A 12,552-nucleotide genomic window follows, 5' to 3' on the forward strand; every position below is an offset into this window, starting at 1 on the left:
CAGCCAGCCGATGAAGGTGTATGACCGTCTACACACTTCGCGTCAAACTCACGCCGACCCCACCGATGTTCGAACCCGACGAGGATGAGGAAGTCTGGCGCGACATCGGGATCGATGAGACCCACTCACTGGAAGAGTTACACGAAGCGATTTTCGAGGCATTCGATCGCTGGGACGCCCACATGTACGAGTTCATGACGTATGACGAGGATGGTATTGCCACCCGTCGATATGTCATGCCACAGACCTACAGTGGCGAGCCGAGCTGGCCACCGATGGAATCCGAAAAAATCGAGCAAGCAATCTCCCAGATCGGCGCTACCGACGCCTCGGAGGAAGCGAAAGAGCGGTTCCGTGACCTCCGTTCGGATCCGCCCGAAGAAGGAAATGCCGCCGACACCACGATTGCCGATCTGGATCCCGAAGAGCTGAATTGGCTGTACTACCAGTTCGACTTCGGAGACGGCTGGGAGCACGTCATCGAGATCATGGACTCGCACGAGGGATCGCTTGACGACCCGACTGTCGTCGACGAACAGGGCCAAGCACCACCTCAATACCGCGATCTGGACGACGACCAGTAAGCCATGCCACGCGACATCGCACCGTTGACGCGCGCGCTCGACGACGCGACACCCGGCACTCAGAACGATGTCTACGGGGTGCTCGCAGCGTGGAACCAGTCGATAGAAACCGCACTCGACCGAGGAGGTGGCAGTCGCTTCCGGGAGATCATGGGTCAGTACCTTGAAGAAGTGATCGGCCTCGTTGATGCCGCCGCGACGAGCGAGGGGATCGACTGGGAGTTTCTGCAGGACTGTATCGACGCCTATCCGCCTGGTGTCGGCGATCATCGCTGTTCCTCGGTGCTTGCCAACGTCGTCGCCCGCTGTGTGATCCGCACACGTATCCGCGAGGGCGTTGAGGAGATCCCGGACTGGGCACTCGAGTATCTCACCGGCGTTACGATGGACGAGGATGGGGAGTGGGCATGGGAATCAGCCGCCGCGTTCGGCTGGGGAGTCGGTCACCCGGAGATCACGGTCCTCGATCAATCCGTTGAACGCGCCGAGAACGGTGACGAGTCGTGGACGATGGGCGTGCTGAGACACGTCACGTTCGCCGATCCTGAGGCCGGAGTCGGCCTCCTCGAACGTCTTCTCAAGTCGCCCGATGTCGTCGAGGATCTCGTGTATCTTGACGATATGGAGCAACCGTTCGAACAGGACTTTCCGGCCTTTCCCCAGTACTGGGAGCCACAGACGGAACTCGACTATCAAGTGAAGATACCGAATGACGTGAACGAACGGCTACTTACCGTCGTCGGCGAGTTGATCGATCCTGATCGCCTTCGATATTTCGACGACTATCACAGGTTCGATCTCGAACGTGCAGCGGACGAATACGGTTCGACGGATCACGACTAATGACGGATTACGTTTCGCTTGTTTGTGAAGAGGTGATCGCCACGATCGACCGGGCGGGGTTCGAACATCTGGATGCCGATGCGATCCGTATCGGGGTGACTGATTCGTTCCAGCGCAGGCTCGGAGAGTGCCGAGCAATGCGTCTCTCCGATAGCGAAATCGGTGATAATCAGTATGAAGTTCGCATTGCGCGCCGGTTGTTTGACGGTACTTGTGATGCCCAGTGGCGAGATACGGTCCGCCACGAAGTTGCGCACGCGCATGTCCTCTCGACGTTCGGGCAAGACGTGCAACCACATGGCGATGAGTGGAAGCAAGCAGCTCGACGGGCAGGAGCGAATCCGAGGGCACGCTACGAAGCCAGCGACGACCTCGTGGATGCGAACTACGTCCTCACGTGTCCGGACGGCTGCTACGAGTACGGGTATCTCCAGCGGTCCAAGCGAATCAAATATCCCTGGAAGTACGCCTGTCCCGAGTGTGAGATGCGTCTCGTCAGCTACGACGCTGGTGATTGCCCAACTGATCTTGAACCCGGCACCTGCTACGTGGCGAGCCTTCCGTGGGAAACAAGCAACGACCGAGTGAGTTCAGACGCGTCACAGACACGGTTTTATCTGTTGGCCTGTCCGAACGGTTGCACCAGGTGGTCATATCAGAAGCGCGGAAAACGCGTCAAGAACCCCTGGCTGTACATCTGCCCCGAGTGTAATACAACACTCATCAGTTGCGATGGAGGAGACGCACCGACCAGATTTGAGCCGGGAACCTGCAACGTCGAAAGCATTCCCTGGTCCGAGCCACAATTCATTCACGCCTGTCCCAACGGGTGTTTCAGCGTTGGCTACGGCCAACACTGTGAAGAGACCCGCCATCCTGACCAATACTGGTGTGAAGACTGCGACACTCCAACTGTTTCGTATCCTACCGATCAACGACCAACTGACCTCACGCCGGGCACCAACTACATCGATTGATCACGGGAGAGTGTCACCGTTGGCCCGAATCCGAGAGTAGTGGTGAGGACGATTTCAGTGATGATTCTGGGCCAACACAACAAATGAGACTGATGTGCTGTGTTGAATTGGGGTACGGCGCGGGGATCATAGAGATTCACAGAGTTGTTCGATGTTCGAGATAGCGAACATCAGGACGATTTCGCGGAACTCACGATACCAGAATTGCGCTCGCACGGCGGAGCCGAGCGAGCGCTTGGTCGTCGAGTACGATGTTTCGGACATCCACCGTTGAGAGTATCCAGCGTCCCGAATCAGTGCGTTATGACCGACTGTCTCCAGCGACGATCCACGTTCGAGAACAAGCGGATCAACGTCGAGCGTGTAAAACTCAAACTTGCTCATCCAGTCGTGAAATCCCTTGTCAGCCGCAACTGAGAGCAGGTCGTCGGCGTTCCGCCGGACGACCTGCGGTCCAAGCTTCGTATCGTGCTTCCACTCGACTGAGCACTGCAGATCCAACACAGCAAGTGACTCCGTATCGGTCAATGTCGTAACTTTCAGTGTCTGTACGTCTCTATCTGCTCGCTGAAGGTAGTACGACGAAGCGTGGCCACGCTCGAAGAAGGTACTGTCGAGAGAAGCGTGACCAGACTGCGGGAGTTGCTCCGCTGAAACGCGGAGCAACGCCCGCCAGATCGTNGTAGTACGACGAAGCGTGGCCACGCTCGAAGAAGGTACTGTCGAGAGAAGCGTGACCAGACTGCGGGAGTTGCTCCGCTGAAACGCGGAGCAACGCCCGCCAGATCGTCATATTGAATCGGTCGAACGATTTGTAGATCGTGGAGTAGTCCGGGACATCGTTGAGATCGAGTTCAAGGATCTCGCGCAATTCGCCAAAACACCGGAGTCGATTTTCCGTTTCGCGGTAGCTGTGGTCGTCTTCGAGCCGATATCCGTGAATGACGAGATGCTTCCAGCGGGCAAGCCCACCTTCGGCGGGCTTGCCCGCGTTGGTCCCCAACGCTTGTATGGCAAGCCGCTTACAGTCCCTCAGGAANTGCTTCCAGCGGGCAAGCCCACCTTCGGCGGGCTTGCCCGCGTTGGTCCCCAACGCTTGTATGGCAAGCCGCTTACAGTCCCTCAGGAAGTCGAGGAGATTCACTTCCGCCATATCGGTCTTCCTCGGCTTCGTCCTTACCGATGTGACGGTCTATCCCGCCGCCGTACCCCTATTCAACAGAGCAGGCGAAACCACTCTCGTGAATCCCCTCGCCCTCCAGCGATTAGCCTGCTTACCGTAATTCTTACCGTAATCGCCCAGTTGCCAGCAACATATGCAGGTTTTCGGGTTCCCTCTGTGGATTCAATAGAGCCCTGACGGACAGATTGTGCAGTTACGCCTTTTCAACCGGGATACTCCACCGTTTCCGCTGTTCACGACACACCGCGCACCGAGTGAAAACCCTGTCACCGGCTGGTGATTTTCTCCGCCAACGAATGCGCCGGTTTTCGCGCCCGAACAGAAAGTTGGCTCCTAGCGGGAGGATGAATAACCCGCGTAAGATATATCATCTATAGGGATTAGCAGAGATACTCATAGATTTGCGGTGAGTTGAGTGCTGGCAGGGCTATCGAGAGATACTCATTGACGTCGTCGAGCGTCAGAAACAGCCGGTTGGCTCGACCGTCCCTGAGCTGCCGCCAGCAGCTTTCGAGTGGATTCAGTTCCGGCGAATGTGACGGCAGGTACTCCAGAAGCAGGCCGTCTGCGGCGGCCTGCTTCTTCAGCGTCTTCGCTATGAAGTAGCTCGCGTTGTCGAGGATGATCACGAGTCTCTCGCCGAACTCGTGCTGGACCGCTCGAAGGAAATGTTTCGCAACCTCTGCGTTGAATTGATTCGGTGTGAGAGCGATGAAGCGTTCGCCATCGTCAGTAACTGCTCCCAGCATGTTNTTTGTCACGAACGCCCGAGACCGGCAGTCTCGGGCGTGAGTTCACCGGGAACCAATCGGGCTTTTGCTCGGTTGCCACTGCTTCGGAGTGCTGATCGATGGCGACGATCCGATAATCTTCAGCCTTCAGTGCCGGCCACTTTTTTTCAATTCCGCACGCCAGCGTCGTTGCTCGGCTGGATCGGCTTCGTAGTGGACCGGCCGGGCTGTCTGAACCGACAGCCCGGCCTTCTCCATCACCCGATACATGTGCGCTGAAGAGTACTCAACGTCGTAGGTCTCGGCGATGTAATCGCGGACAAGCGGCGGCCTCCATGCTGGAGCATCGATTCCTGCTTCCGANATGTGCGCTGAAGAGTACTCAACGTCGTAGGTCTCGGCGATGTAATCGCGGACAAGCGGCGGCCTCCATGCTGGAGCATCGATTCCTGCTTCCGATGGCGACGCCGCCAGCGTCGCCGTCAGCTCGTCCCACTGGTCGTCGGTGAGACGAGAATGACTGCCGCCACGAGGGCAGTCGCCGAGCGCGATTCCGTCGCGCTCGGCGACGATGTCGAGCCAGTCGTAGACGGTCTGTGCGGGGAATCCAAGAAGACGCTCGATCTCATATGGAGAAGAGCCGTCAGCGTAGAGCAGTGCAGCGGTCAGACGCCTGACTGCCTTCGGATCAGTTTCCGTGCGCAGTTGCTGGCGCAACTGCTCCTCGTCGACGCCAGCCAGTTTCTTTCCCCATCCGGTCATATCCGCCTCTACGCGCCGCGAAGATATGAACTAGACCGCTGACTCGATGGGGAAAATCTGCTAACCTTAGCCGGGTCAAGGCAAAGCATGGGGCACAAGAGACCGAGTAGGGATTGGCGGCTTCGACCGCGCGCTGCTGACTGGTCCGGGTGCGAAGGAAGCCGAGAGTGGGGCGTTACAGCCCGGCTGCCGCCGCAGGCGACAGCCGGGAAAGCCCGAATACGTGATTCTCATTCAACGCACCGGTGCCCCGGAGTGAGAACCGATGTTCTTAGGAATCGATATCCACAAGCGGGAGGCCCAAGTGGCCGTCCGTAACGGCGACGGAGACGTGATCGAGCAGGTCCGTGTCGAGAACACGGACCTCGAAGAGATCGCCCAGCGATACGCTGGCGGTGAAGCCTTGCTGGAAGCCACGACGAATTACTTCTACATCTACGATATGCTGTCCGAGTATCTGAACGTGAGTGTCGGGCATCCACCGAAGCTGAAAGCGATCGCTCAGACAGACAAGAAAACCGACCGGATCGACGCCGAGGAACTGTCTCGGCTGGTCTGGTTAGGTTCGGTTCCCGAGAGCTATGTCCCGACCGATGAGATCAGGGAGTGCCGCGCACTCGTGCGCGGCCGGATTAGCCTGCTGGAGGAGCGAACGAGTTTCGCGAACAAAATCCACTCGTTACTACTGGACAACGGCATCACCCGGAGGGTGAAGCCGTTGAGTGTGACTGGTCGCGAGTTCCTTGCTGAGCTGTCGCTATCGGCACCATGGGATGGATTGTTATCGTCGTATCTCTCGGTGATCGATACGCTGACCGAGGAGATCAGTCAATTGGACGAGCGGATCGAGGAGCGAGCAGAAGGGCACAGAGAGACGCAACTTCTGATGACGATTCCCGGCATCGCCCACTACTCAGCGTTAGTGATCTACGCAGAGATCGGCGAGATTGATCGATTCGATCGAGCCAAGGAAGTGGTGCGATATGTGGGATTGAACCCGGTGATCCGCGAGTCTGGCGACTCGCGGTTCGAGGGCGGCATCTCGAAGAAAGGATCGGGGAAGGCGCGGTGGGTGCTCGTTCAGGCAGTCCACTCAGCGGTACACACGGTCGAAGACGAGTATCTGAGTCGGTTCTATCACCGGATTGAGCGACGGAAGAACAAGCAGAAGGCAGCGGTGGCGACCGCCCGGAAGCTGCTGGTGTCGATCTACCATATGCTCGATCGCGGAGAAGTGTACGATCCACCCGGTGTGACAGCCTAAGCGGCTGACTACCCCGGTTGGTGGCGGTGTGAGCGACAGCTACCGCCAACAAGATGTCTTCCGCCGGCGGAAGGTGAAGTGGAAATCGGTTAGCTGTCGGTTGGTTTTCGTGATGGACGGAGCGGATCGATTGACTGGGCGAAAGAATCAAGCTTCCTGGTTGGTTCCGTTCAGGTAGCAGATTTTCCCATACGTGATCCCTATAGTGTTCGATGATATCTATGAAACCTGTCGGGAGGATTGTGGCAAGCTTGGCTTTCGTCGTCGTAGCAGTAGTTGGAGGTCCGCTATCGGTCTTGCAAGCGACCGGCCAAGGAGAAATCGTAGCGGCGGGAGCGATGTTGCTGATCGATATTCCTATGTTCTGTGGTGTGCTACACGGGCCTATCTCGAAAATTGGTATGTTGAGTCCCATCGCAGCCACCTCCGCAAAACCCGCCCACTGAGGTACTATGTCGGGAAGTCGGTACGAGGGCTGGTGATCATGATGGTTATGGCTATAGCCACGATCGACCTAGCAATCTTCGGGGGCGATCCGGCAGTCGTCATCAAAACAAGCGTCTTCCTGTTGATAATGGCATCTATGGTATCTGTCTTCGCGTCGTCTATGGTGGCTGGTGCGGGGGACGTACTCAGAGCATAGGAGAATCAGACCTGACCGTATTCCTTCCCATTTGTTTTCACGATTTGCAGGGTCACTCTCAGCCGATGTCGGGGTTGTAGTATAACTACGACATCCTCGCTCATCTCAACCGCCGTTCAGACACTCTCGCGTCAATTCTTTTCTGGTTCGGTTGGATATCTGATGTGGGGGTGTCGGGGTTATCTAAGCAATGGCGACACAACTGCGCAGTGAATGCACCGACAGACCACAGCTCCAGAAATGCTGACTCATCAGCGAGACGTACCAGACCACTGGCGGCCATGCCACACCGTGTTTTATACCACTGAGCGAACAAGCCATTAAACAGCAACTTCGATCTCCCTGGAAGTTACCCATGGTCGATACCAGACAAACCGAACGCGAGGTGAGCAAAGACAGCACGGACACAACCGAGACCGAACACACCACCACCGAACAGACACTCACCACCTGTCCGGAGTGCGACGGTCGTCTCGAAGACGATCACAAGCACGGCGAGACTGCCTGCGTCGAGTGTGGCTTCGTCGTCGATGAGAACGAGATCGATCACGGTCCCGAGTGGCGATCTCACACGGCCGACGAACGCGAGCAGCGCTCGCGCGTCGGCTCACCCACGACGAAGATGCTCCACGACGACGGTGTTTCGAGCGAGATCGGCTGGCGCAACGTGGACGCCTATGGCAACAGCTTGTCGAGCCGCCAGCGCCAGAAGATGAACCGACTCCGAACGTGGCATACCCGTTCGAAGACCACCAACCCCCAAGAGCGCAATCTCAAGCACGCCCTCGGTGAGATCAAGCGGATGGCGAGCGCTCTCGGTCTACCACAATCGACCCGTGAAACTGCGAGCGTGATCTATCGCCGGGCACTTGATGACGACTTGCTTCGTGGGCGGTCGATTGAGGGGATGAGCACTGCTGCGGTGTACGCCGCCGCGCGACAGGCCGGTATCCCCCGATCGCTTGATGAAGTCACTGCTGTTTCTCGCATCAAACAGCTCCGGATCACACGAACGTATCGCCACCTCACCCGCGAGCTAGGACTCGAAATCGAGCCTGCGGATCCGTTGGACTACATTCCTCGATTGGTTTCGGACCTCGATCTCTCCGAGGCAGCCGAGCAACGGAGCCGCGACCTGCTCACAACAGTGATCGAAACTGAGGAACACTATCTGAGCGGGAAGAATCCTGTCGGGCTTGCAGCTGCTGCGGTCTACGCTGGAGCATTGCTCACGAACGAGAAAGTCACTCAGCAAGCCGTTGGCGAAGTGGCCGATATCTCGAAGCCCACCATCCGCAACCGATACCAAGACTTGATCGAAATCGGCGAAGATCTACAAGTTCCGTGAGCTAACTCGACACTGGCAGAGAAGTTCTGCATGAGCGGTTCCGAAAACCAGACATGGGTGAAGATCGACTGCTCGGCAAAACCACCCGACGCACAACGGATGAGTGTGATTTGGGCAGGCACTGAAAGTGGGCCGAGAGGTGCTCGATGACCGAGGTCGAATCTACTACGTCAACGATCAGATTCGGATCATGCCAACCGACGAGTAACTCGAGATCAAACGCTTTCACGGGTCGGTCCGTTGGTTTCACGCAAATTGCTGTGGGAACCCCTTTATAACACGTTTTCAGCAACTGCGTAACCGACGCTGTACAATGATAAATGCTAGCATGAATCAGAAACGTTCTCGGATATATAACGATAAATAGAATAAGGGGGTATAGGAAAGAAAAGACTATATTCCCTCATCGAGTAGTGTCTTTGTACATAGTGGTCCGTCTTTCAAACCCTCTCAGAGTCATCGTACTGTATATTGGCCTTGCGCTCGTGCGTGCCAATCTTATCGAACCAGAGCGGGCACGCCGGACGACCCACCTCGCGTGGCCACGCATCCTTACCGGCATCGCCCGGATGTCGAAAAACGCCGTCGACATCGCGATGGTCGGGGTCGCGGTTGGCTCCGCTGGTATCGCCGGTGTGGGCTTTGCGAGTCCCTTCTGGGGGCTCGCGTTTGCCGCCGGCGGCGGGATCGCTGCCGGGACGATCGCGCTGGTCTCCCAGCGTTACGGGGCCAAGCGCCTCGGCGCGGTCGATCGAGCCGTGCGATCGAGCGCCGTCGTCGTAGTAGCGATCACGCTCCCGCTCATCGCGATCTTCTGGGTTTTCGGTGGCGATCTCGTCGCGCTGTTGAGCAACGATACCGAGGCGGTCGCGCTCGGCGCGACCTACCTCCGGATCGTGGCATTTGGCATTCCCTTTGCGGCGCTCAACCTCATCGGGAGTCGGGTGTTCCTCGGCGTCGACGATGCGAGGACGCCGATGATCCTCCGTTCGGGTGGTGCGATTGCAAACGCCATCATCAACAGCGTGCTGATCTTTGGGCTTGATCTCGGAGTCGCCGGCGCGGCGATTGGTACTGTGCTCTCGAATGCACTCGTGACCGGGATTTTCGCTGGCGGGCTCGTCGCGGGGCGGCTGCCCGGTCTCGGCGAGCTTCCAGTGCAGATCGATCCGTGGGGGAATTATCTCGGAGATGTCCGCGAACTCGTCGACATCGGAACCCCAGTCGTCGGTCGGAAACTCGTCTGGACGATCGCGCAGTTTCCGATGCTCGCGATCGTTGCGCTGTTCGGCCCGCAAGTCGTGGCGGCGTACGTGATCGCGCGCCGGATCTGGGGGCTGATGAACACGCCCGGCTGGGGGTTCGGTCTCGCCTCCTCCAGCCTCGTGGGCCAGGCACTCGGCAGTGGCCACGAGGAGACCGCCGAGGCGTACGGCCGCGAGATCGTGCGATTCGCGGTCGCGGTCTACGTCGTCTCGGCCAGTATCGTCTTCGTGCTTGCCGAACCCATCGTCGCCACCTTCGCGGGCGGCGGCTCCGAGACCGTGATCTCGGTCGCGGTGTCGTTGGTTTCTGCAGCTTGCGTTGCGATCGTCCTCAAGGGTGTTTCGGGGTCCGCTGCCGGCACGCTCGATGCGAGCGGCGACACCGAGTGGCCGTTCTACAGCCAGGCGCTCGGCATCTTCGGGGTCGCGATCCCGCTAGCCTACCTCGGTGCAACGACCTCACTCGGTCTCTACGGCCTGTATCTTGCCTTCCTCGCCGAAACGACGATACCGGCGGTGCTCAACTACTACCGCTTCGCCACCGACAAGTGGAAACAGGTCAGCCGGCGGCACCGCCCCGACGCCCCAGCGTAATATCATAGAGTGATGCGTAGATAATTACCGTCTGTCTTGGCACCGGGGATGGTCCTAGGACGGTAACTACTTTCGGCTCTCCCTTTCTCTCGATTCGTGGTCGACTGTTTCCATCAGGTTATACATAACTCCCGACAGCTTTCTCATCCCACTACTGACCACATTGACCAAGGCGATATGACAACCGGATTTTTGTGCTGGCACTGCAAGCGTTTTGCAACTAGGTTGGCTACAAGCGAACAACTGGAGTTAATGGATACGCTGCCTTCTCTACAACAGGAAATAGGCTCACTATGGGCCGATGGAAAAGGAAAGAAGCTGATCGCGATTGCTCTCGGATGGGGCCTTCTGAACGGAACTCGGATGATCTATCCGGTGTTGTTACCATCGTTGAGCGAGAGCTTTGATCTTACTCTCACTACTGCTGGGCTGTTAGTAACGCTCATCTGGGTCACCTACGCCATCGGTCAGGTACCAAGCGGTGTTCTTGCTGACCGATACGGTGAGCGGACGATATTGACAACGGGATTGGTAATCGTCACTGTTGCTGTGTCGTTGGTGGTTCTCGCTCCGACGACATGGACCCTGTTCGCTGCAACTGGATTGATCGGCGTCGGGCTGTCTTTGTACCCGATCGCACGGATCACTGCTCTTTCGGATCTCTACCCTGATCGCATCGGTCGTGTGCTGGGAATAACGATGGCGGCGGGTGACACTGGTCAGACAGTCCTGCCGTTGGTTGCTGGCACTCTCATCGGTCTCACGTGGCAGGTGGGTCTCGTCTTTGTCGTGCCACTCCTCGTGGTTGTTGCGATCGCTGTTTGGCGAGTTCTTCCATCAAGCGTCTCGTCGAACACAGCACGCACGGAGCTGTCTCTCCAGCGGGCAAGGACCGTTCTCCGGGAGCTTTACCATCCAACCTTGGTGGTCATGGCGATTATTCTGTTTCTGTATATCGGTGTCTTGCAGACGTTCTCGGCGTTTTATCCCACATATCTGATCAACGAGAAGGGATTTTCCTCAACGGCAGCAAGCGCACTGTTCAGTCTGTTTTTCGCGTTCGGTATCGCTGCCAAGCCGCTTGCTGGCGTTGCATACGACGTGATCGGTATTCGGCGTTCGCTGCCACTCGTACTTNATCATCGGGTTTGCTCTGCTGCCGTTTCTCAATGGATTCTGGTTGCTTGCAGGGGATACGGTTCTGATCAGTTCGATGCTCGGTTCAGGCGCTATCACTCAGTCGTACCTTTCAGAGACGATCCCACCGGAGATAGAGGGTACTGGACTGGGAGCCGTCCGATCAAGCGCTTCGTTGTTGGCCTCGACAGGTCCGGTGCTCTTCGGCGCAATTGCCGAACGTGGCTTCTTTGATGAAGGCTATCTCTCGTTGGCACTACTCATGGCGCTTGTCACGCTGCTTACTCTCCGACTCCCCAGTGAAACAGAGTAGAGCGGGTCGGGTTCTGCCTACCTTGTGTAACAATTCGCTGATCCCGGAAGACCAAGAATTACACAAGGCTCGCCGAAACCAACGACTCCGGAGACACACTCGTCCAAAAGTCGAATTTCGCAAGCGTACTCGGGATTAGAGAGCTAAGTACGAGTAAACAGTCAGCGCCGTCAGCGAGGTGCAGCGGGTGGTGCAACGGAGACCTCGCGGCGACCGTGCCGAAGCGTAATATTTCAGTGACAAGGTGGCGAAATTCTGAAGGGCCAAGAATTTCAAGACGAGCGGTGACCAATTCCCGTTGACGAGTCGATGATTGACCCGGGTCCCCCGAAGCGTGTCGTGGCTGAAGTGTGCATCCCGGATGGAGAAGGTGGAGAGATCTGTGCGCGGGCGCGTGAGCCTTTGGAAGGAACCGGCCGGGCCATGGGTGGACTGCCGTGCTCGCGCGCGGAAGCTTGCGGAAGCCGCCCGTGCCGGTGAAGAGAGAGTAGTGATCTGCGCGCGCTGCGAGACAAACGTCGTGGTCCAACACAACCGAGAAACCGTGCTATGTGGCGAGTGTCGAGGCGAGACGATTGAGGAGCAGGGGATGCCACGAAAACGCGCGTTCGAGGCGGATAGAGAGCGGTTCTGAGGGCGATCGTCCGACGACCCCGTGCTTGGTGAGTGGCCACACCGTTGCGTCGGCGACGGAATGCCGTCGGCCGCAACTGGTTCGGTGATTTCGGGTCCAGAGCAGTGTCTTCAGCAGATGCTCGCGATCACTCTTTGGTTGGATTCAAGATCTTAGAAACAGTCAACCGAGAGCTTAGCAAGGTACTGAGTGGACCATCCAGTAAATCCGTACCCAGATAGAACTGCAACGTTATCTCCTCTCAGCCCCTCTATATGGGTGTTCTCTGTGGAGA

8 protein-coding genes and 3 pseudogenes are annotated in these 12,552 nt (G+C 57.5%); 7 read left to right on the forward strand and 4 right to left on the reverse strand.

Annotated elements, in window-relative coordinates; translation table 11 throughout:
• Positions 1 to 20: 20 nt before the first annotated feature.
• The 3 genes from C451_RS04465 to C451_RS20855 are packed head-to-tail and all read left to right on the forward strand — an operon-like array spanning position 21 to position 2,404.
• Positions 21 to 584, forward strand: a complete 564-nt coding sequence (locus C451_RS04465; protein WP_007738177.1) for an IS1096 element passenger TnpR family protein — start codon at positions 21 to 23, stop codon at positions 582 to 584.
• A 3-nt stretch (positions 585 to 587) separates the two neighbouring features.
• Positions 588 to 1,427: a hypothetical protein gene (locus C451_RS04470; RefSeq protein ID WP_007738178.1), complete on the forward strand. Its 840-nt coding sequence runs from the start codon at positions 588 to 590 to the stop codon at positions 1,425 to 1,427.
• Positions 1,427 to 2,404 carry a SprT-like domain-containing protein gene (locus C451_RS20855; protein WP_080503488.1) on the forward strand — a complete coding sequence of 326 codons (978 nt, stop codon included), beginning with the start codon at positions 1,427 to 1,429 and terminating at the stop codon, positions 2,402 to 2,404. The genes C451_RS04470 and C451_RS20855 overlap by 1 nt, the downstream gene beginning before the upstream one ends.
• 126 nt (positions 2,405 to 2,530) lie before the next feature.
• Here C451_RS20855 and C451_RS04480 read toward each other — a convergent pair.
• The 4 genes and pseudogenes from C451_RS04480 to C451_RS04495 all read right to left on the reverse strand — a co-directional run.
• Positions 2,531 to 3,082: pseudogene (locus C451_RS04480) on the reverse strand (transposase); the annotation flags it as partial.
• 103 nt (positions 3,083 to 3,185) lie between these two features.
• Positions 3,186 to 3,440: pseudogene (locus tag C451_RS24330) on the reverse strand (IS5/IS1182 family transposase); the annotation flags it as partial.
• Between the two features lie 527 nt (positions 3,441 to 3,967).
• Entirely contained in the window at positions 3,968 to 4,336 is a 369-nt protein-coding gene (locus C451_RS04490; RefSeq protein WP_007738180.1) for a transposase, read from the reverse strand.
• A 129-nt stretch (positions 4,337 to 4,465) separates the two neighbouring features.
• Positions 4,466 to 5,080 carry a winged helix-turn-helix domain-containing protein gene (locus tag C451_RS04495; protein WP_007738182.1) on the reverse strand — a complete coding sequence of 205 codons (615 nt, stop codon included), beginning with the start codon at positions 5,078 to 5,080 and terminating at the stop codon, positions 4,466 to 4,468.
• Positions 5,081 to 5,345: 265 nt separating this feature from the next.
• On the opposite strand from C451_RS04495, the gene C451_RS04500 reads away from it, so the two are divergent.
• The 4 genes and pseudogenes from C451_RS04500 to C451_RS04520 all read left to right on the forward strand — a co-directional run bounded on the left by C451_RS04500 (position 5,346) and on the right by C451_RS04520 (position 11,644).
• On the forward strand, positions 5,346 to 6,344 hold the full coding sequence (locus tag C451_RS04500; RefSeq protein WP_049912917.1) for an IS110 family transposase: 999 nt from the start codon (positions 5,346 to 5,348) through the stop codon (positions 6,342 to 6,344).
• A gap of 998 nt (positions 6,345 to 7,342) precedes the next feature.
• A complete protein-coding gene (locus C451_RS04510; protein ID WP_007738188.1) occupies positions 7,343 to 8,335 on the forward strand; it encodes a transcription initiation factor IIB in 993 nt (330 codons plus the stop codon).
• Between the two features lie 485 nt (positions 8,336 to 8,820).
• Positions 8,821 to 10,194, forward strand: a complete 1,374-nt coding sequence (locus tag C451_RS04515; protein WP_080503489.1) for an MATE family efflux transporter — start codon at positions 8,821 to 8,823, stop codon at positions 10,192 to 10,194.
• 363 nt (positions 10,195 to 10,557) lie between these two features.
• Positions 10,558 to 11,644 (forward strand): annotated as a pseudogene (locus C451_RS04520) (MFS transporter).
• Positions 11,645 to 12,552: the final 908 nt, after the last annotated feature.

The sequence above is a fragment of the Halococcus thailandensis JCM 13552 genome, from assembly GCF_000336715.1.
GTDB classification, from domain to species: Archaea; Halobacteriota; Halobacteria; order Halobacteriales; family Halococcaceae; genus Halococcus; species Halococcus thailandensis.

What these genes read in the sequence shown, in the direction of transcription:
- C451_RS04500 (WP_049912917.1), top strand. Translation starts at nt 5,346, where the DNA reads ATGTTCTTAGGAATCGATATCCACAAGCGGGAGGCCCAAGTGGCCGTC.
- C451_RS04470 (WP_007738178.1), top strand. Translation starts at nt 588, where the DNA reads ATGCCACGCGACATCGCACCGTTGACGCGCGCGCTCGACGACGCGACA.
- C451_RS20855 (WP_080503488.1), top strand. Translation starts at nt 1,427, where the DNA reads ATGACGGATTACGTTTCGCTTGTTTGTGAAGAGGTGATCGCCACGATC.
- C451_RS04465 (WP_007738177.1), top strand. Translation starts at nt 21, where the DNA reads ATGACCGTCTACACACTTCGCGTCAAACTCACGCCGACCCCACCGATG.
- C451_RS04510 (WP_007738188.1), top strand. Translation starts at nt 7,343, where the DNA reads ATGGTCGATACCAGACAAACCGAACGCGAGGTGAGCAAAGACAGCACG.
- C451_RS04490 (WP_007738180.1), bottom strand. Translation starts at nt 4,336, where the DNA reads ATGCTGGGAGCAGTTACTGACGATGGCGAACGCTTCATCGCTCTCACA.